A 21448-nucleotide genomic window follows, 5' to 3' on the forward strand; every position below is an offset into this window, starting at 1 on the left:
GCGCAGCCGGAGGGGCGCCACGGTGAATGCCGTAGGACGGAAGCCAACGCTCCGGCTCCGGCGGACGGCCATACGGGAGGGGGAAGGCTCATGGACGAGTTCATCGCTGCCGCCCTCGGCTTCCCCACCCTGTTGTTCACCGCGTCCCTGGCGGTCGTCCTCGGCTTCTGGCTTCTGGTGCTCTGCGGGGCGACGGACCATGACGGCATCGGTCCCGACGTCGACGGCGGTGCCCTGGGCATCGGCGGAGTACCCGTCACGCTCTCGGTCTCACTGCTGATCGCCGTGGCCTGGTTCACGAACCTGTCCGGCTCCTTGGCTCTCGCCCGTACCGGATGGCCCGGCACATGGGTCCATTTCCTCGGCACGGTCCTGCTGTTCGGCTCGCTGATTCTCTCGTGGCGCGTGACGCGGCTGCTCGTACGGCCACTCGCCAAACTCTTCCCCGACGAACCCGGGCCGTCCCGGCTGGACTTCGTCGGTCTGACCTGCGTCATCCGCACGGGGCGGGTGGACGCGGCCTTCGGGCAGGCCGAGGTCACGGCAGGGGACGGCTCCACCGCGGTCGTCCAGGTCCGCCAGCACGGCAGTGATCCGCTGATGCTCGGCAGCACCGCGCTGCTCTACGCGTACGACGACGCAGGCGAGTTCTTCTGGGTCGCGCCCTTCGATGCGGCGCTCGACCCGCGCGGCTGATCCGCCGCTTCTCTCGGCCTTCCCGGGCTTATCGGTTTCGACTTCTCACGTGGGGATTCCTCATGGATGCCTTCTCTTTGGGCCTTGGCACGCTCGTCATCGTCGTTCTCGTCCTCGTGATCACGACTCTGCTCGTGGTGACCCGGTTGTTCCGCAAGGTCGAGCAGGGCAAGGCCCTGATCGTCTCCAAGATGCGGAAGGTCGATGTGACCTTCACCGGGCAGGTCGTGCTGCCCGTTCTGCACAAGGCCGAGGTCATGGACATCTCGGTGAAGACCATCGAGATCTCCCGCACGGGGCGCGACGGTCTGATCTGCAAGGACAACATCCGCGCCGACATCCGCATCTCGTTCTTCGTCCGCGTCAACAAGACCGTCGAGGACGTCATCAAAGTGGCTCAGGCCATCGGCACCCAGCGGGCCTCTGACAAGGCGACGCTGCAGGAGCTGTTCAACGCCAAGTTCTCCGAGGCGCTCAAGACGGTCGGCAAGCAGCTCGACTTCACCGACCTCTACACGATGCGCAACGAACTGCGCGACCGGATCATCCACGTCATCGGTACCGATCTGAACGGCTACAGCCTGGAGGACGCGGCGATCGACTACCTGGAGCAGACCCCGCTCTCCCAGCTGGACGCCGGCAACATCCTCGACGCCCAGGGCATCCGGAAGATCACCGAGCTGACAGCCGTCGAGAGCGTACGCACCAACGAGTTCCGCCAGCACGAGCAGAAGGAGCTCACCCGGCAGAACGTCGACGCCCGCGAGGCCATCCTGGAGCTGGAACGGCGGCAGGCGGACGCCGAGATCAAGCAGCGCCGCGAGATCGAGACGGTGCGGGCGCGGGAGGAAGCGGAGACCGCGCGGGGGGTGGAGGAGGAGCGGCTGCGGGCGCAGGGTGCCTTCCTGAAGACGGAGGAGCAACTCGGCATCCAGCGCGAGAACCAGGCGCGCGAGGTGGCCGTCGCGCAGAAGAACCGCGAGCGGGTCATCGCCGTCGAGAACGAGCGCATCGAGAAGGACCGCCTGCTGGAGGTCATCGCGCGGGAGCGGGAGACGCAGCTGACGAGGATCGCCGCCGACAAGGAGGTAGAGACCGAGAAGCGGGACATCGCCGAGGTCGTGAGGGAGCGGATCGCGGTGGACCGTACGGTCGCCGAGCAGGAGGAATCCATCAAGCGGCTGCGGACGGTGGAGGAGGCCGAGCGGGAGCGGCAGGCGATCGTCATCGCCGCAGAGGCGCAGGCCCAGGAGAAGCTGGTCAAGGACATCAAGGCAGCGGAGGCCGCCGAGCAGGCGGCCGTGCACCGGGCGGCCGAGGAACTCACGCTCGCCGAGGCCCGCAACAAGACCGCGGACCTCGACGCCCGCGCCAAGATCCGCCTCGCCGAAGGCATCCAGGCGGAGGCCGCCGCCGAGGGTCTGGCCGCGGTGGCCGTACGGGAGAAGGAAGCGGACGCCATCGAGAAGGCCGGCCGGGCGGAGGCCGGAGCGACGACGGCGCGGCTCAAGGCCGAGGCGGACGGAGCACGCGAGATGGCTCTCGCCGAGGCGACCGCCATCGGCGAGAAGCTGAAGGCGGAGGCCGAGGGCCTGACCGAGAAGGCGGCGGCCATGGCCGCGCTGGACGAGGCCTCGCGCGGCCACGAGGAGTACCGACTGCGGCTGGAAGCGGAGAAGGAGATCCGACTCGCCGGACTCGACGTCCAACGGCAGGTCGCGGAGGCCCAGGCCACCGTCCTGGCGACGGGCTTGGAGAGCGCCGACATCAGCATCGTCGGCGGCGAGTCCGCGTTCTTCGACCGCATCGTCGGAGCGATGTCGATGGGCCGCGCCGTGGACGGGTTCATGGAGAGCTCCCAGACCGCCCAGACCCTGGCGGGGCCCTGGCTGGACGGCTCGGGATCCTTCACCGAAGACCTCACGAAGGTGCTGGGCTCGGTGTCCACGTCCGACGTGCAGAACCTGACCGTCTCGGCCCTGCTGATGAAGCTCATGCCGGCCGGATCCGGGCAGCTGGACGAGCTGATGGCCAAGGCCCGGCAGCTGGGCCTGTCCGACACGCCGGTGACCACACTCGCCGGCATGAACGGCACCGCCAAGAGCTGACCGCCACGGGGGTGCGGTCACCTTCCGGAGCCGCCGCGGAGGGGGCGGCGGCTCCGGAAGAGCACCACTTCGCATACGAGGGAGCTGGATCACATGACCACGGCCACGGCGATGGACGCCCGTACGCCCGAGGTGCTGTCGTACGAGGTGCTGCGCGACCGGCTGGCGGCGCAGGCCCGCGAGCTGGCCCGGCGGGCCGAGATCGTGAACGCCGCCCGTATCGCCGAGTTCGGATCGACTGAACTCTCCCTGGCCGGGTCCGAACGCTTGCGAACCGACGGCGTGCGGGTGGTGCCCCGCGACATCGTCGCCGTCGGGGACGTCCTGCTCTTCGGCTATCACCGCTCCGCCAGCGCAGGTGCCGAGCGGGCGGTAGCCGATGTCTTCGCCCTGTACGACCGCGATCTGAACCCTCTCTCCCAGGACTCGGCGCCCGGTCTCCTGGACGACGCCGCCTTCGTACGGGAATTCGGCGCCCTGCACCGCTACTTCCAGGGCGCGCGGCTCCTGCGGCTCCGCCACGTCGACGGCAAGCTGCTGGCCGTGTTCCAGACCGGAGAGCAGGCGGAGGACATCCGCGTCCTGCGCTGGTCCCTCACCTCGTCCGGCGAGGCGCGGTTCCTGGACGCACGCGGCGAACGCGACCATGTCTTCCCGCCCGCCCACGACGTCGAGTGGACGCAGACGACGCGCGAGGACCACGTCCTGGGTCGGCACCCGCACGTCTCCGTCTGCGGACGGGTCTTCGTCTCGACGGTCGGCGGTGCGCTCACCGTCAAGACCGACGACGACACGGAGACCGCCGATGGCGTTCACCGCGAGCCGGTCGACGAGCCGCTCCAGTCCCTCGCCGATGCCGAGATCGCGTACGCGACCGTGGGCCCACTCATCCTGCTGGGGATCCGCCCCTACAAGGAGGAGACGCGGCGTCACCTGGTCTTCAACATCCTCACGAACGCCGTGGTCCGCCTCGACGGAATAGGCCAGTCCTGCCGCCGGCTGCCCGAGGACCAGGGCATCGTCTTCCCCGGCGGCTACTGCCTCGCCTCGGGCATGGTGAAGAGCTTCGACACGGACACCGCGGACCTGGAGTTCGAACGCGCTGTCCACTCCCCCGACGGCGAAGACGTGCTGTACGTCTTCCATGCCCGCGTCCAGGGGAGGAGCCTGCTCCTGCCCTACCACCTGATCCGCAAGGAGGTCGCCGCTCCGATCTCCTGCCACGGCCACGCCCTTTTCGATGACGGCACCCTTGTCGTTCTGCGCGCCGAGGGCGTCGAGCCCGCGCGGTCGCACCCGGTGCAGATGTGGCGGACCCCGTACGTCTCCGATACCCACCCGGTGTCCACGGGTGACGGCCCACTCGGCCGGATCGGGAACGCCGACCTGGTACGGGGCATCGCCGACTGCCTGTCCATCGCCCGCCAGTCCACCGAGACCACGCCCACCCGCGCGGTCTACGAGACCCTGGTCGCCGCCTGCGTCCGGGCCGCAGACATCCACCACTGGCTGGGCGAACCGGAAACCGGCCTCCGCCGCCCCCTGGAGGACGTCCGGTCCACCGCCGCTCGAGTACTGGAGGAGTTCGAGACGGTACGGGCCCTCACCCTGCAGGCCTCCGAAGCTTTCGCCGCATCCGCTCAGCAGATCGCACGGCTGGTCCGCCGCATCCGTGGTGAATCACCGGCCGGAGCCGAGGAGTGGATCGACCGCATCACCGAGCTGCGTCGCGCGCAGGGTCACCTGCTCACCCTCAAGGAGATGCGGTACGCGGACACGACGGGCATCGAGGCCCTCGCCGCCGACCTGGATGGTGACATCGCCTCCGCCGCCCAGCGCGCCGTGGCCTTCCTGCACCGCCAGGACGCCTTCACGGACCATCATGCCGAGGCCGAACAGCTCACCACCGACGCCGAAGCGATCAACACCGTCGCCGGCGCCGCCCCGGTCGAGGAACGCCTGGAAAGGGCGGTCTTCGGGCTCGGGACCCTGGTCGAGGTCATCGCAGACCTGGACGTCGGCGACGCGACCGTACGCACCACGATCCTGGAGCGGATCGCCGAGGTCCTCGGCGGCCTCAACCGCGCCCGAGCCACCCTGGCCGCCCGTCGCCGCGAACTCCTCGACCAGGAAGGGCGCGCCGAGTTCGCGGCCGAGTTCGCCCTGCTCGGCCAGGCCGTCACCGGCGCCCTGGCCGCAGCCGGTACGCCCGAGCAGTGCGAAGCACAACTCGCCAGGCTGCTGGTGCAACTGGAGAACCTGGAATCGCGCTTCGCCGAGCACGACGGTTTCCTCACCGAGATCACCGAGAAGCGAACGGAGATCCACGACGCGTTCTCGGCACGCGAGCAGACCCTGCGGGACGCCCGCGCCCGGCGCGGCGAGGCCCTCGCCGACTCCGCACGCAGGGTCCTGGAGACGGTCACCCGTCGGGCCGCAGGACTGCAGAGCATCGACGAGATCAACATCTACTTCGCCTCCGACCCGATGGCGGCCAAGGTCCGCCGCACCGCCGGCGAACTGCGTCAGCTCGACGACACGGTCAGGGCAGAGGAAGTGGAAGGCCGGCTGCTCGCCGCCCGCCAGGAGGCCGGACGCGCCCTGCGCGATCGCAGCGAGCTGTTCTCGGACGGCGGCGACACCATCCGCCTGGGCCGCCACCGCTTCGCCGTCACCCGCCGGGCCCCCGAACTGGCCCTCGTACCGCACCAGGACGGCCTGGCCTTCGCCCTGACCGGCACCGACTACCGCAGCCCGGTCACCGACCCGGAATTCGCCGCCACCCGCCCGTACTGGGACCGGCAGCTGCCGTCCGAGTCACCCGAGGTGTACCGGGCCGAGTACCTGGCCGCCCGGCTGCTGGCCGAACGCGGCGCGGAGGCCCTCGCCGCAGCCGACCTGCCGGCACTCGTACGGCAGGCCGCCGAAGCCGCGTACGACGAGGGTTACGAGCGGGGCGTCCATGATCACGACGCCACCGCGATCCTCACCGTGCTCCTGCGGTTGCACGAGAACGCCGGGCTGCTGCGCTACCCGCCGCTCGAGCGGGCGGCGGCCACACTGTTCTGGGCCCACGCGACGACGGCTGAGTACCGCGAATCCTTCACCCGGCGTGCGGTGTCTCTGGCACGGGCCCGCGACACGTTCGGACGCGTCCCCGCCATCGACGGCCTGCAAGCCGAAATCGCTCAGGACATCACCGGGTTCGCCCCGAAGGCGGCCGATCCCGCACGCGCCGCCGAGTACCTCTTCGAGGAGCTGACCTCCGGCCCCCTGGGCTTCGCCGTCTCCGCCTCGGCCCGTGCCCTCCTCGACAAGTTCCGCCGCACCGTGGGCGCCTCGCCCTACGACGATGAGCTCACCGCCCTGCCCGAGCTCGCGGCACGGCAGCACCTCGTCGAAGGCTGGCTCACCGCCTACGCGAGTGCCTCCGGCGAACGCATCGACGCAGGCGACATCTCCGAGGCCGCGGCCGTTGAGCTGTGCCCCTCCCTGGAACGCTACGAGGCCATCGGCGAGACCACCGCGACCGTCGCCGGGCTCCTGGGCGCCCACCGGCGGATCACCGGACGCTCCCTCGCGCTCCGCCTGGACGAGTTCCTGGCCCGCACCGCGGAGTTCACCGCCCAAGCCGTGCCGGGCTTCCGCGCCTACCAGCAGCGCCGCAGCGCCCTCATCGCCGCCGAACACAGACGGCTCCGCATCGACGCGCACCGGCCCCGCGCCATGTCCTCCTTCGTCCGCAACCGGCTCGTCGACGAGGTCTACCTCCCCCTCATCGGTGACAACCTCGCCAAGCAGCTGGGCGCGGCCGGAAACGCCAAGCGCACCGACAGCAACGGCCTGCTCCTGTTGGTCTCCCCACCCGGCTACGGCAAGACCACGCTCGTGGAATACGTCGCCGAGCGCCTCGGGCTGCTCCTGGTCAAGGTCGACGGCCCGGCCCTCGGCCACCACACCGTCTCTCTGGACCCGGCCGAGGCCCCGGATGCCGGCGCCCGCCGCGAACTGGAGAAGATCGCCTTCGCCCTCGCCGCCGGCAACAACGTCCTGCTCTACCTCGACGACATCCAGCACACCTCGCCCGAACTGCTCCAGAAGTTCATCCCACTGTGCGACGCGACCCGCACCCTGGACGGGCACGACCTGCGCGGCAAGCGGTTCGCCGTCTGCATGGCCGGCAACCCGTACACCGAGTCCGGACAGCGCTTCCGCGTCCCCGACATGCTCGCCAACCGCGCCGACGTGTGGAACCTCGGCGACGTACTGACCGGTAAGGAGGACGCCTTCGCCCTCAGCTTCGTCGAGAACTCCCTCACCTCCCACCCGGTCCTGGCCCCGCTCGCCGCCCGGGACCGTGCCGACCTGGAGCTACTCGTACGCCTCGCCGCAGGCGACCCCACCGCACGGCGCGACCGGCTCGTCCACCCGTCCCCGCCGGTCGAACTGGACCGGATCCTCGCCGTGCTCCGCCACCTGCTCACCGCCCGGCAGACGGTGCTCGCCGTGAACGACGCCTACATCGCCTCCGCGTCCCAGAGCGAGGCCGGCCGTACCGAGCCGCCCTTCCGCCTGCAAGGCTCCTACCGCAACATGAACAAGATCGCGGCCCGCCTCTCGCCTGCCATGAACGAGGCCGAACTGACCGCCGTGATCGACGACCACTACACGTCGGAGGCCCAGACCCTCACCACCGGAGCCGAGGCCAACCTCCTCAAGCTCGGCGCCCTCCGCGGCACACTCACCGAACGTCAGGCCGCCCGCTGGTGCGAGATCACCGCCTCGTACGTCCGCGCACAAGCCCTCGGCAGGTCCGCCGACGACACCCTGAGCCGAGCGATGACAGCCCTCGGCTGAGCTGCCGCACTCATCTTCGCCTCGCTCTGTCCTGTACGGGTGAGGCTGACGGAGAGAGGGTGCCCTTTGCGAGTGGATCGCCTGCACACCGGGCCCACTCTTTCGAAGGCGGCTTAGAGCGAAGGTTCGGATACACCAGCCTTCTCGTTCCACACCGCCGAACGCGATCTCTGCCGAGTATGGGTGGGGTCATGACGGCGTGCTCCTTCTTCGTTCCCTCACCCCTTCTTCCTCGCTTGGTTTCGGCGTCCGGAAGGGGGGTGACGTGGGCTGCGTCTTTTGCCGTCATGGCAACGGCGCCGACAGCCGCAGGACACCACTTGATCTCCGCCGGCTCGCGGTCGGCAAGCACCCGTCTGATTGCCGTACCGGGACTGGACGGGTGCACCACGGGGGCGAAGCCCACTGGCCGACACGGTGGTGCGCCGAGGTCCGCCTCGGCGTCGCCGCCTGCGGCTGTCCGAGACCTCGGCAGTCGTGAGGCCACGGGAGGAGCCCACACATCTCGACGCCACTTCGCCATCGAACAGCGCCGCCGGAGGGGGGAGCTCTCGCGGGCCGCTGACGACGGCCGGGCCATGCCTGTGCGGCCCGTCGTCCCACCCCGGCCGCGACCCACTGCTCCCGTGGCGGCAATCCGAAAAGGCCCCGCGAGCAATCCGATGAATCAGGAGCCGACGTGCCCACTCAACGCATCGACGTGATGCACCCTGCCGACATGAGCCCTGCCGACCTGCGGCTGTGGAGCGCGCTGCGGGCCAGGACCGCGCCCGTTGCCAATCCCTTCATGAGCCCCGAGTTCAGCCAGGCGGTCGGCCGTGTCCGGCCGGGTGCCAGGGTCGCGGTCGTGCGCCAGGACGGCGAGCCCGCCGGCTTCTTCCCCTTCGAGCGCGGCCGGTGGGGCCGCGGCCGCGCGATCGGTCTGGGCGTGTCCGACTGTCAGGGAGCCGTCCTGCACCCCGATGTACACGTCGATCCGCACCAGCTTCTGCGCGCCAGCCGCCTGAGTGTCTGGGAGTTCAACCATCTCGAAAGCGGCCAGAACCTGTTTCTGCCGTTCGCCACGGGGCGATACGCCTCGCCCGTCATCGATCTCAGCGGCGGCTACACCCATTACGAGAATCTGCTCCGAACCCGTTCCCGCACATTCCTGAAGTCGACCCGGGCGCAGGAGCGCCGTCTGGCTCGCCGGATCGGGCCTTTGAGGTTCGTGTTCGACGAACGGAACCCGACGGCCTTGCGGACGCTGGTGGCGTGGAAATCTGCCCAGTACCGCCGAACGGGGCGGCGCGACCGATTCGCCCAGGAATGGATCAACAACCTGGTACACATCCTCGCCGCCACGGACACACCCGGCTGTTCGGGCCTGCTATCGGCGCTCTACGCAGGCGAAAGGCTTGTCGCCGCACACTTCGGGCTGCGCTCACGTACCGTGCTGTCGTACTGGTTCCCCGCGTACGACCGGGACGTCGCCCCGTTCTCCCCCGGTCTCGTCCTCCATCTGCGCATCATCGAAGCGGCCGCAGCCGCCGGCATCGACCTGCTCGATCTCGGCAGAGGTGACGCCTCCTACAAGGATCACCTCAAGACACGAGAGCTGACGGTTCATGAAGGCGCTCTTCTGCGCCGCAGCCCCGGTGCGGCTCTCCACTGGCTCAGCCGGGAGCCTGCACGTGCTGTGCGCCGCTTCGTGAGCGAGCGCCCCCATCTCAAGACCGCAGCCCTGCAAGTCCTGGAAGGAGCCGGCAAGATGCGTGACCGGCGCCCTTGAGGAGGCAGCTGCCCGACCCGGGCACGGCCGGGGTGAGCGACAAGGGCAAGGGCGGGATCACCTTCCGCAACGACGGGTGACCTGCGGCTGCGCCCCGGAGGGGAAAACCGGGTGCGGCCGCTCCCCCCGCCTTGGGATCATCGCGGAATGGTCCACCGACTCGAACCCCTGGTCATCCGGCACACCCACCGCCTCCCTCGCCCCACGGGAGCCATCGGGGAAGGCGCTGTCGCGGCGCAGCAGTTCGACGCCGCGCTGATGTCCGTGGGCTTCAAGCTCTCCGCCGAACTGCTCGCGCACCTGTCGGGGCTCTCCGAGGGCGCGGTCGTCGAGACCGCCGTACGGACGCTGGGCACCGTACGGGAGATGGTCGGTGACCACGTCCGGCACAACGTGTACTTCATCGACTTCCCCGCCAACGTGCCGGACACCTTCGAGTTCTGGATGGGCTGCATCGCCGACGCGCTCGCCGACGACGAGACGCGCGCGAGCACGCTGGAGCAGCTGAGCGCCGGTGTGGTGAACCTGCTCACCCTGCCGTCGTACGGGAACTACCGCCACACCTACGCCGAGATGCTCGCCCACCACGACGAGCTGATCGCCGCGGCGGGAGACCGTATGACGGTCCTGCACCTGGGCGGCACCCTCGACGAGGAAATCACCTCCCTCTACCTGGCGTTGGCCGGCAGCACCACCCCGCTCGGCGAGGACGGCCTGGGCGACCTGCGGGACCTCGCCGGCCACTGCGCCGACGGGCCGCAGCCCGAGGACATCCCCGTCCGGGAGAACCGTGCCGTGGTCAACCAGGCCCGCCTGATGACCGGTTCGAGCCTGCTGCTGGACACGGTGACCGATGTGCTCCGCCTGGCCTGCGCGCTCGTCGGCGGCGACGTGACCCTGCGGGAGCCGACGCGGCTGCGCGCCCTGCCCCGGTCGGTGCGCCGGGCGCTGCTCGCGGGCCTGGACGCGGTGGTCGCCGTGTCGCCGGCCAAGCTCGCCGACGTGCACGCACACCGCGAGCGGTGGAAGCGGCTCGGCGAGCGGCTGCACCCGCACGAGTACCCGCAGTGGCCGCACGCGGCAGATGTGTTCGCCGTCGCCCGCGGCGAGAAGACGGCGCGCTCGCTGGACAGCCGGGTAGCGGAGCTGCTCGCCCGCGGTGACACCACGGCCGCGGTCGAACTGCTGAAGGCCGCGCCCGGCAAGCTCTTCCGGTCCCTCGACCAGCTGCTGCTCGACTCCTTCACACAGGACGAGCGCGACGTGGTCGTGGCCGCCGCCGGGCACGTCGTCCGCGACGTCTCCGGCAGGGTCGTGCTGTCGGTGCGCCAGCACCTGCACAACCGCGAGCAGGAGACGGGTGGGCAGCGCGTGTTCGTCAACCGCCTCGGCCGGGCCTGGGTCACCGACGACGTCCGCCGGCCGGTGTTCGCGCGCGAGCGGGGCCGGCTGATCTCCGTGCTCGACGCGGAGCTGCGCCGCCGGCTGCCCGCCGCGGACCACCTGCTGATCGACCCGGAGGTCCTGGACGTGGCGCTGCCGCTCAGCGGCAATGCCACCGCGTCCGGGCTGGGTGTGCTGCCGCGCGGCTCGGTGTCGCGTGTCGACGGAGAGCTGCTGCGCTTCTTCGTCCACTGGAAGCAGACGGCGAACTCCACCGACTACGACCTGTCGGCGGCGCTCCTGAACGCCGACTACTCGACCGCCTCCTGGCTCTCGTACACCAACCTGCGTGCTGTCGAGGGCGAGCACTCCGGCGACATCACGAACGCTCCCGACGGGGCTTCGGAGTTCATCAACCTGCGGCTGGACGCGGTGCGGGCCGACTGCATCGTGCCGCAGGTCAACATCTTCTCCGGGGAGGGCTTCGAGGAGGTCGAGGAGTCCTTCTTCGGGTTCATGCTGCGCGAGGGCGAGCAGCAGGGGCGCCCGTTCGAAGCGCGTACGGTGCGGTTGAAGTCGGAGCTGCGCGGTCCCGGCCGGGTCGCCCTGCCGTTGGTGTTCCTGCGCGGCGGCGACGGCCGGTGGCGCGCCAAGTGGCTGCACCTCTACCTGAAGGGGGCTCCGTCGTCGAACACGGTCGAGGGCAACCGGGTGACGGTCGCGGCGCTGCTGCGCGGCATCGTGGAGTGCGAGCAGCTCAGCGTGCGCTACCTCACCGAGCTGATGAGCGGCAGCGCGACGACGCTCACCCTGTGGGACGGCAAGACGGTGCCGGCGGGGCCCGTCACCTACATCGGCCTGGAGCGGCCGGCCGGGCTGCACCCGCAGTCGCGGATCGTCACTCCCGAAAACCTGCGTGACCTGATCCCCGCCTGACTGTTAACGTGGCCGTGGCGAGGCCATGAAGGGGCTTCCTTCTCCAACTCCTTGAAATTAGTCCCTCCGCTTTCCTCGCCACCGACTTGAGGCCCCCGGCCGCCCGCCTGTACGCGGGACGGCCGGGGGCCTCTGTTCTTTCCCCCGGACGCGTGATCGGTGGGCTGTGGGGTAGGCGTGCCCGTGACAGTAGCGTGTACACACACCTCAACCAGGGGGTCTGCCATGGCTCGGTTCGAGTCCGGTACCGCCGCGGCACGCCCCTGATCAGCGCGGGCACCCATGAGCGGGGCCGGTGGCCGCCGTCGGGCGGCACTCGCGGCCTCGCCGAGCACGGAGAGGAAGGTGAGCCCTCCATGAGCACTGCTGGACGGCCGGGCCACGGCAGTACCGACGAGTCGGTGGGCGATCTCGTGTCACGAGCGTCGCAGCAGATGTCTGAGCTGGTCCGCGAGGAGATGCAGCTCGCCCGGGCGGAGATGACCCAGAAGGGCAAGCGCTTCGGGCTGGGCGGCGGCCTGGTCGGCGGCGCCGGCTTGGTCGGCATTCTGGCCGCGCAGGCCCTGATCGGCGCTGTGATCGCGGCCCTCGCCCTGCTCCTGCCGGTGTGGGCCTCGGCCTTGATCGTCGCCGCGCTGCTGGCGGCGGTGGCCGCCGTGATGGCCGCCGCCGGGAAGAAGCAGATCGCCAAGGCAGGCACACCCGCACCTGAACAGGCCATCGCCGGCCTCAAGGCCGACGTGGCCGAAATCAAGGAGAAGGCACACCGGTGACCAAGCAACCTGAGGACCAGGAGTCCACGCCCACCCCCGAGGAGCTGCGCGAGCGGGTCGAACACACTCGCGACGAGCTCGGCCAGACCGTGGAGGCGCTGGCGGCCAAGGCCGATGTCAAGGCCCAGGCCAAGGAGAAGACGGCCGAGCTCAAGGAACAGGCCGCCGAGAAGGCCGCGTACGTCGCCGACCAGCTCAGGGAGAAGACGGCGCTCGCCGCACAGCTGGTCAAGGAGAAGACCCCGGACCCCGTCCTCGACAAGGCGGCCCAGGCCGCGGCGCAGGTCCGCGACGGTGCGGCCCGGGCCGGCCATATCGCCGCCGAGCGGACCCCCGACACGGTCCGCGAGAAGGCCGAGACCGCCGCGACCATGGCGAAGGCCAATCGGACGCCGTTGTTCGCCGCCGCAGCCGCCGCCGTTGTGGTGTTTCTGCTGCTGCGCCGCGGCCGTAAGCGCCGCTGATCGCTCCGCACGGGCCGGAGCGTCCTGATGGCGGGGCCGCGACAGGCCCCGCCATCGGCGGTGACCGGCGTTCCGCGCCCGGGGGACCGGCCGGCCGACCTGACCCGGTTCGCCGAGCCGCGGTCCTCGGCCGCGACCAGGCCGATCCATCGCCGCGATGGCGAACCCGGTCGTGACCAGGGCCGGCTTGCCGTGCGGATCGGCCGCGTCGAGGTCGGTGCGGGCGTCGACGCCGGCACCGGCGGCGTGCGGGCGCGGGAGCGCCGCCGAGCCGTCGTTGTCCTCGGCCCAGGTCTGGTCGGCCGGCGCCTGAAGGCGTACCGGGCCGCGCTCGGAGTACGGATGGCCCATGGGCAGCACGACGGCCATGGCGTCCAGTCCGACGAACCGTCGGTCGACCCGCGGGTCGTGGGGCAGGCCCGGTGCGGCATCGGTGACGACCGCGACGGACACGGCCCTGACCAGGGGTCGTGTCCATTCCGAGTGCACGCGGAGCAGCCAGCCGGTAGCGTCGTAAACGTGCGTTCCGCCCAATACGCCGCGGTCCGGCAGGGCCGCCGCGGATGTCGGCAGAGGAACGGGATCACATGCCAAAGCACAGCATCCACGCGGTGACTGCGGCGGCCGCTCTGGTCTGCTGCCTGGCGGCCTTCGGCCTCACGCCCAGCGCCGCCGCGCCCGCCGGGCAGCCCAGCCCGGTGCCCCCGTCCCGGTTCGTGCCCGGTCCCTGTCCGAAACCGCCCGAGCCGATCGAAGCGCTGGGTGACGCACGCTGCGGCTTCCTCGAGGTCCCCGAGAACCGCTCCCGTCCCGGCAGCCGCACCATCAAGCTGGCCGTCGCGCGCATTTCGGCCACCTCCGCGAAACCCGCCCCCGATCCGGTGGTGTTCATGGCGGGCGGCCCCGGCGCCGACACGTTCGACGACATTCCCTTCCTCGTCGACTCCGGTCTGAACAAGGACCGGGAACTGATCGTCATGGCCCAGCGCGGCAACCTCTACGACCAGCCCAACCTCGCCTGCCCGGAGATCGACCGGTTCAACGCCCAGGCCGTCGGCCTGGGCTACGCCGCGCAGCAGGCGGAGCAGCTCTTCCTGGAAGCGGTGAAGGACTGCCGGGACCGCCTGACAGCCGACGGCGTCGACCTGAGCGCCTACAACACCACCGAGAACGCCGCCGACTTCGCCGACCTGCGCAAGGCGCTGGGCATCCCCCAGTGGAACGTCTACGGCTACTCCTACGGCAGCAACCTGGCCCTCACCTACCTGCGCCTGCACCCCGAGGGCATCCGCGCGGTGGCGGTCGACTCGATCGCACCTCCCCAGGAGGTCACGCTGCCGTGGACGTGGGGCAGCACCGCCGAGGGGATCCGCAACGTCTTCGAGGCGTGCGCGGCGCAGCCCGCCTGCAAGGACCGGTACCCGGACCTTCCGCGCCTGCTGGCGGAACAGGTGCGCAAGCTGGAGGCACAGCCGCTGACCCTGGACGTCACGCCGCCGGACGGTGGGAAGCCCGTCAAGACCGTCCTCGACGGCGGCGCGCTGCTGAACCAGATCGTGGCCTTCCACCCCCGGCCCAAGGACATGCCGGCGGCGCTCGACGAACTCAGCCGCGGCAATCCGGAGCGCTTCGCGCAGGCCCGCGCGGCCGGCTCGGTCCAGAAGGTCGGCGAGTTCGCGCACGGCCTGACGAACTCGATCGCGTGCGGCGAGTGGGCTCCGGGATTCACGGAGGGCGACGTGCTGAAGGCGGGACAGAAGGCCTTCCCCGGCTGGCCGGACACGGTCCTGGCCCAGGTGCCGCAGCTGCCCTTCCAGTACGCGGCGTGCGGGATCTGGAACGTTCCGGACCGCGCCCCCGTCCAGCGGGTGCCCACGGTCAGCTCGGTGCCGGCGCTCGTCGTCTCCGGCACGTTCGACGTGAAGACCGGTGCGAGCTGGGCGCAGGGCGTGAGCCGCAACCTGTCCCACTCGACTGCCGTGCAGGTTCCCGGGATCGGCCACTGGGTGGTCCCGCAGTCGCCCTGCGCGCAACGCGTGCTGGCCTCGTTCCTCGCTCGACCGACCGCGCCCGACACCGGTTGCGTGGACGATGTCGAGCCCGGACCGTTCACGATCATCCCGAAGTAGCCGGGAGGGCAGATGACACGTCAGCACGCGCCCCGTCGTCGGCGCACCGTGCGACGGCTCCTGGCCCCGTCGGCCGGCGTGGCGGCAGGTCTCCTCGTCACCGCCCTGCTCGCGGCGCCCGCCCAGGCACAGCCCCGTACCGGCACGAGCCCCAGCCCAGGAGCGCCCATCGGCACGGTCGCCCGGACGGTGGGCGACGCCCGCTTCGAACCGGGCCCCTGCCCGAAGACACCGGAGCCGATCGAAGCCCTGGAAGGGGCCCGCTGCGGAACGCTCACCGTGCCCGAGAACCGCGCCGAGCCGAGCGGTCGCACGATCAGACTCGGTGTGGCGATCGTGCCCGCCGCGACCGGCGAACCCGAACCCGACCCGGTCGTGTGGCTCGCGGGCGGGCCCGGCGACGACGCCGTCGGGGAGGCGAAGATGGCGATCGACGGCGGCCTGAACCGCGACCGTGACGTGATCTTCATGTCCCAGCGCGGTACGTACTCGGCCGACCCGGACCTCCTCTGCCCCAACATCGACGAGTTCAACGCACGCGCGGTCGGTCTCGTCTTCGACGCCCCGTCCACCGAGCGCCTGCACGTCGAGGCCACGAAGGCCTGCCGCGACAGGCTGGCGGACCGCGGGACGGACCTCAGCGCCTACAACGACACCGAGAGCGCCGCCGACTACGACGACCTGCGCACCGCGCTGGGCATCAAGGAATGGAACCTGTACGGCATCTCCTACGGCACCCACCTGGCCCTGGCCTACATGCGCCTGCACCCCGAAGGGCTCCGCTCGGTCGGCATCGACGGCATCCTGCCGCCGTCCCGGTCCGGGGAGGCGTCGACCTGGAGCAGCGCCCGGCAGGGCTTCGACGGCCTGTTCAAGGCCTGCGCGGACCAGCCGGCGTGCAACAAGCGCTACCCGAACCTGTCGGCCACCTTCGAGAAGCTCGTCCGCGACCTGGAGGCCGAGCCGGTCACCACCACCGTCACGCTCCCCGGCGGCGACAAGCCGGTGAAGGTCGTCCTGGACGGCGGCGCGCTGGTGAACTGGCTGGTGTCCGCCACCCATGTGGCGACGCAGGTACCCGCGGCGCTCGACGAACTGGCGCACGGGAAGCCGCAGCGCATCGCCCAGCAGTGGGCGGGCGGCAAGCTCAGCCCCCAGGCCATCGGCAGGGTCGCGCACGGCCTCGTCTACGGCGTCTTCTGCAGCGAGTGGACACCGTACGAGAGCAAGGACGCGGCGCTCCGGGGCGGACAGAAGGAGTTCCCCTCGTTCCCGCGCTCGGTGCAGGAACAGGCTCCGCTGCTCGCCTCGCTGCGTCCGGACTGCGACGTCTGGGACGTCCCGGCGGCCGCGCCCTCGATCCGGGATGCCACCCGCGGCGACATCCCCACCCTCGCCCTGTCGGGTGCGTTCGACGCCCAGACCGGGGCGGACAACGGGCCGTACGTCGCCCGCACGCTGGACAAGGCGACCGTCGTCACGATCCCCTACGAGCCGCACGTGGTGTTCGCGACCTCGAAGTGCGCGCAGGAGATCGCCCTCTCGTTCTTCGACGACCCGACCGCGCCCGATACCGGATGCGTGAAGGACCTCGAGGCGCCCGAGTTCGAGATCGGGCCCTGAGACGCGCTGCCCGCCGCGTCGGAGTCGCCATGGCCGCCACCTGGGAACCACGTCACCCGCACCGGGCGGGGGTCTCGCTGCTGCCGGTCCTGCTCCCCCTCGCGGTCCTGGTCATGGTGGCGGTGGGCGTGGGGTCGTGGCTGCAGTTCTCCGAGCGACGGGCGATCGACACGGTCCACACGGTCGGATCCCAGGCCGCGGACCGGGTGGACGTGAAGGCCACCGTCCAACATGTCGACGCTGCGGCCAGAGAACTGCTCCTGCGGGTCCAGATCACCCCCCGGGGGACCCTCGGCGAGGAGGAGGGAACGGCGCCGGCAGGCGATCTCAGCATCCAGACCTCTCTGGCGACCCTCGGCGATCTGGAGTTCCAGGCGCACGAGCGGCTCGCCACCACGGACGTGCAGGTCGCGCTCACGGACGGATCGATCAGCGACTACCCGTTCGACACCTACGAGACCGACATCGAGTTCTGGGCGCAGCTGGACGGCAAGGAGGTACCGGTACGGGTCCTGTTCTCCAACAACGACACCCTCTTCTCGATCTCGGCAGCACCCGCCCCCTCCGGGCAAGAGGCCCTGCTGGCACTGGAGCTGACCCGATCGGGCAGCCTGCTCGTCTTCGCGGTCTTCATGATGCTCGTGATGTGGGCACTGGCGGCGTCCGTGCTCGTCGGGGCCTGGTATCTGACGACCCGGAGCCAGGGCCTGACCTGGCCGGCCCTCGCCTGGATGGCCGCCACCCTGTTCGCCCTCGCGGCGTTCCGCAACACCGCCCCCGGCTCACCCCCGATCGGCTGCGTGCTGGACTGGTTCGCCTTCCTGTGGGCCGAGACCGTCATCGCCCTGTGCCTGATCGCCGTGGTCGTCACCGGCGTCCGCACCGCCCTCCAGGACGACGGCACCCGTCCCGCCCGAGGGCGCTGAGCTGGGCCCCGGTTCCCCAATACCCCCGGCAACTCCCCGCCCCGGGGAGGCATCTGCGATCGTGGCGGTCACAGCGCGGCAGACCTCCGAGAGCCGCCCGACACCAGGATGGGGCCTACGCCGTGCCAGGACGCGCCGACGAAGCCAACGACGACGAGCCCCGGAAGGTGAGTACTCCCCTCTACCAGCTGAAGGCGGAGTTCTTCAAAACCCTGGGCCACCCGGTGCGCATCCGGGTCCTGGAACTCCTCAGCCGGCGCGAACACGCCGTGTACGAACTGCTCACCGAGGTCGGTGTGGAAGCCGCGGCGCTGTCCCAGCAACTCGCCGTGCTGCGGAAGGCCAATCTCGTGCACACCCGTCGCGAGGGTGCCAGCGTCCACTACCGCCTCGCCAGCGACGAGGTAGCCGAACTCCTGCGCGTGGCCCGCAGCATCCTCACCGGTGTCCTGCAGGGCCAGGCCGATCTGTTGGCCGACCTCACCGCCCGCCCGCCGCGGTAGCGCTGCACCAGGATCACGCCCGTCCCACCCGAAGTTGGCCAATCGTCCACGGGCGGGCCTCCACCGTGGGTAGCGTCCGGTGACAGCCCGCGCCCAGCGGGCGCCCCGACCCACCGGAAGGCGACGTCATGGCCAACGTGGACACTGCCCTCAAGGACATCATGACCAGCGTCGAGGGAACCCTCGGAGCCGCACTGGTCGACTACAACAGCGGAATGGCCCTCGGCACCGTAGGCGGCGGACGCGACCTCGACCTCACCGTCGCCGCTGCCGGCAACACCGATGTCCTCCGCGCCAATGCCCGCACCATGGAACACCTCGGGCTCACCGACGCCCTCGAAGACGTCCTGATCACCCTCGGCAACCAATACCACCTCATCCTGTTGTGCACGGGACGCGGCAAGGAGACCCTTTTCCTCTACCTCGTGCTGGACAAGCACAACGCCAATCTGGCCATGGCGCGCCACCAGCTCCGCCGCATCGAAGCCGACCTCGAGGTCTAGCGAAGTCCCCTTTAGCCATGCCCACGAGTTGCAGGTTTTCGCAATTGTCGACATCGACATGTACGGCCCTCTGCAGGTGCATGGCCCGCCCGGGCGCGGGTATCGAAGGGCAGCTCGCCCCGCGACCGTGGCATCCGGCGCCCAAAGGCTTCGACGCCGTCGTATAGGGTCCTGAGCGCCCATGGCCCGACCGACCCAGGAGTGCCGCTAGTGAGTGACAGAGAGCAGCCGCTCAGCGGTGCGACGGCCGTGACCGCGGGCGGCAGCGCCCTGGTCGACGAACGGATCCACCGCATACGGCGGCGTCTGGAGCGGCTCATCGGCATCGCGGCGACCGAGGGCAACGCCGTGCGGCCGCTGCGCAACGGGGACGAGATCTTCACCGCGATGCTGGACGCGATCGGCGGCGCCCGGCACACCGTGGACATGATGACCTTCGTCTACTGGCGGGGCGACATCGCACGGCGTTTCGCCGAAGCGCTGGCCGGTCGGGCGCGTGCGGGAGTGAGGGTGAGGCTGCTGCTGGACGGATTCGGCAGCCGTCTGATAGAGCGGGATCTGCTGGACCGGATGAGCCGGGCCGGTGTCGAGATCGCCTGGTTCCGCAAGCCGCTCTACCTCTCGCCGCTCAAGCAGAACCACCGATGCCACCGCAAGGTCCTCGTGGTCGACGAGCGGACCGCCTTCACCGGGGGCGTCGGCATCGCCGAGGAATGGTGTGGTGACGCCCGCAACCCCGGCGAGTGGCGGGACACGCACGTCGAGGTCCAAGGGCCCGCCGTCGACGGCATCGCCGCCGCCTTCGCCCAGAACTGGGCCGAATGCCACGCGGAGCTCTTCGACGAGCGCGACCGGTTCGTCGGCCACGAGCCCAGCGGGGGCGCCATCGTGCAGGTGGTCCGCGGCTCGGCCAGTTTCGGCTGGCAGGACATGCAGACCCTGATGCGCGTGATCCTCGAATCGGCTGAGGAGCGGGTCCGTCTGGCGACCGCCTACTTCGCCCCCGACACCTACTTCGTCGACCTGCTCTGTGCCACGGCCCGCCGCGGCGTGGAGGTCGAGATCCTGCTGCCTGGCCCCCACACCGACAAGCGGGTGTGCCAGCTGGCGGGCCAGCACCGCTACGAGGCGCTGACCGCCTGCGGCGTACGCATCCACCAGTACCAGCCGACCATGATGCACGCGAAGATCATGACCATGGACGGCATCGTCTCGCTGATCGGCTCCACGAACTTCAACCGCCGCTCCCTCGATCACGACGAGGAGGTCATGCTCGCCGTCATGGACGCCGACTTCACCGCCGTCCTCGACGCGCACTACGACGAGGACCTCGAGGCCAGCGAACCGATCCGCCCGGACCGCTGGAATCGGCGCTCGCTGCTGCAGCGCGCCCGGGAAGCCTCGGTGCTCCCCATCCGCCGCTACCTGTAGCGGGGACCGGTCCGCGGCGCCGTTGCCGCCGCGTCCTCCCCGGGCCGGGCACCGGCTGGCGGTTTACTGCATCCGTCGACGTGTCCGCCACAGAAGAAGGACGCGTCGGCACGCGGGCAGGAGGCCGGATTGAGCTGGGACGCGGATGTGACCGTGGTGGGCGCGGGGGCGGCCGGGCTGTCCCTGGCGGTCGAGCTGTCCAAGCCCCTCCCAGGGGGGCGGGCGGCGCCGCGGGTGGTGGTGGTCGAGGCACCGCCCGGCCCGCTGCGTCCGCCCACCCGAACCTGGTGCTACTGGGAGGCCGGGGCCGGGCCGTACGACGGGCTGCTCGCGGCGAGCTGGGACCGGCTGCGCCTCCACGCCCCGGACGGCACGCCGATCGAACGGCCCCTGGACTCCCTGCGGTACAAGATGCTGAGGTCCGACCGCTTCGAGGCGGCCATGGCGGAGCGGCTCGGCGCGAACGGGGTCGAGGTGCGGCGGCTGACGGTGGAGTCGGTGCACGACACCGGCGGGGCGGCATCGGTCCGCGGGCGCGACGCCTCCGGGGCGCCTTCGGTGATCCGGTCGGGCCTGGTCTTCGACTCGCGGCCGCCGCGACGGCTGCCCGCGGCCCGGACCACGCTGCTGCAGCACTTCCTGGGCTGGTTCGTGCGCACCGCGGAGCCCGCCTTCGACCCGGGCGCGGCCACCCTGATGGACTTCAGGCTCCCCCAGCCGGCCCGCGGCCTCGCCTTCGGTTACGTGCTGCCGCTCAGCCGGTACGAAGCGCTGGTCGAGTACACGGAGTTCTCCTCCGCCGTTCTCGACGAGGCGGCCTACGAGCGCGCCCTGCGCGACTACTGCGCGTCGGCCCTGGGCCTCGGCGACTACACCGTGACGGGCCGCGAGCGCGGGGTGATCCCGATGAGCGACGGCCGGTTCCCACGCCGCGCCGGGCGCCGGGTCTTCCTCATCGGGACGGCGGGCGGGGCGACCCGCCCCTCGACGGGCTACACCTTCGCGGCGATCCAACGCCACAGCCGCCACCTGGCCGGAGCGGTGCGCGCCGGCCGCTCCCCCGCCCGGGTGCCGCCCGTGCACGGCCGCCGGGCCCGGGCCATGGACGCGGTGCTGCTCCGCGCGCTCGACACCGGCCGGGTCGCCGGGGCGCCGTTCTTCACCCACCTGTTCTCGTCCGTGCCGGCCGAGCGGGTCCTGCGGTTCCTGGACGGCGCGACGTCGCCCTGGGAGGACCTCGGTGTCGGGCTGCGCACCCCCGTCGGCCCCATGCTGCGTTCGCTGCTGGAACTGCCCTTGCTCCCCCGATCCGTCCCGGCCGCGGGGCCGGGGCGCCGCTGAAAGG

At 70.8% G+C, this 21448-nt stretch carries 14 protein-coding genes; all 14 read left to right on the top strand.

Annotation, left to right across the window (positions count from 1 at the left end; genetic code table 11):
• Positions 1–90: 90 nt before the first annotated feature.
• Entirely contained in the window at positions 91–696 is a 606-nt protein-coding gene (locus BGK67_RS03225) for a hypothetical protein (protein WP_069918458.1), read from the top strand.
• Positions 697–758: 62 nt separating this feature from the next.
• Positions 759–2804 (top strand): flotillin family protein, encoded by a 2046-nt coding sequence (locus tag BGK67_RS03230; protein WP_069918459.1) that lies wholly within the window; start codon positions 759–761, stop codon positions 2802–2804.
• 93 nt (positions 2805–2897) lie between these two features.
• Positions 2898–7661 carry a DNA repair ATPase gene (locus BGK67_RS03235; RefSeq protein WP_069918460.1) on the top strand — a complete coding sequence of 1588 codons (4764 nt, stop codon included), beginning with the start codon at positions 2898–2900 and terminating at the stop codon, positions 7659–7661.
• A gap of 679 nt (positions 7662–8340) precedes the next feature.
• On the top strand, positions 8341–9432 hold the full coding sequence (locus tag BGK67_RS03240) for a GNAT family N-acetyltransferase (RefSeq protein WP_432215420.1): 1092 nt from the start codon (positions 8341–8343) through the stop codon (positions 9430–9432).
• 147 nt (positions 9433–9579) lie between these two features.
• A complete protein-coding gene (locus tag BGK67_RS03245) occupies positions 9580–11751 on the top strand; it encodes a TerD family protein (RefSeq protein WP_069918461.1) in 2172 nt (723 codons plus the stop codon).
• A 356-nt stretch (positions 11752–12107) separates the two neighbouring features.
• Positions 12108–12524 (top strand): phage holin family protein, encoded by a 417-nt coding sequence (locus tag BGK67_RS03250; RefSeq protein WP_069918462.1) that lies wholly within the window; start codon positions 12108–12110, stop codon positions 12522–12524.
• The gene (locus BGK67_RS03255; RefSeq protein ID WP_069918463.1) at positions 12521–12988 is read left to right on the top strand and encodes a DUF3618 domain-containing protein; all 468 of its coding nucleotides are present in this window, start codon (positions 12521–12523) and stop codon (positions 12986–12988) included. The genes BGK67_RS03250 and BGK67_RS03255 overlap by 4 nt, the downstream gene beginning before the upstream one ends.
• A 587-nt stretch (positions 12989–13575) precedes the next feature.
• A complete protein-coding gene (locus BGK67_RS03260; protein ID WP_069918464.1) occupies positions 13576–15117 on the top strand; it encodes an alpha/beta fold hydrolase in 1542 nt (513 codons plus the stop codon).
• Between the two features lie 12 nt (positions 15118–15129).
• Positions 15130–16740 carry an alpha/beta fold hydrolase gene (locus BGK67_RS03265; protein WP_079153983.1) on the top strand — a complete coding sequence of 537 codons (1611 nt, stop codon included), beginning with the start codon at positions 15130–15132 and terminating at the stop codon, positions 16738–16740.
• 29 nt (positions 16741–16769) lie between these two features.
• Positions 16770–17666 carry a DUF4436 family protein gene (locus BGK67_RS03270; RefSeq protein ID WP_069918466.1) on the top strand — a complete coding sequence of 299 codons (897 nt, stop codon included), beginning with the start codon at positions 16770–16772 and terminating at the stop codon, positions 17664–17666.
• A gap of 167 nt (positions 17667–17833) precedes the next feature.
• Positions 17834–18169 (top strand): ArsR/SmtB family transcription factor, encoded by a 336-nt coding sequence (locus tag BGK67_RS03275; protein WP_069923593.1) that lies wholly within the window; start codon positions 17834–17836, stop codon positions 18167–18169.
• A 128-nt stretch (positions 18170–18297) separates the two neighbouring features.
• Complete coding sequence (locus BGK67_RS03280; RefSeq protein ID WP_069918467.1) at positions 18298–18672, top strand: roadblock/LC7 domain-containing protein; 375 nt, start codon at positions 18298–18300, stop codon at positions 18670–18672.
• Positions 18673–18921: 249 nt separating this feature from the next.
• Positions 18922–20103 (top strand): phospholipase D-like domain-containing protein, encoded by a 1182-nt coding sequence (locus tag BGK67_RS03285; protein WP_069923594.1) that lies wholly within the window; start codon positions 18922–18924, stop codon positions 20101–20103.
• A 129-nt stretch (positions 20104–20232) separates the two neighbouring features.
• Positions 20233–21444 (top strand): lycopene cyclase family protein, encoded by a 1212-nt coding sequence (locus tag BGK67_RS03290; protein WP_069918468.1) that lies wholly within the window; start codon positions 20233–20235, stop codon positions 21442–21444.
• Positions 21445–21448: the final 4 nt, after the last annotated feature.

Origin of the sequence: Streptomyces subrutilus, from assembly GCF_001746425.1 — a bacterium.
Lineage (GTDB): Bacteria > Actinomycetota > Actinomycetes > Streptomycetales > Streptomycetaceae > Streptomyces > Streptomyces subrutilus_A.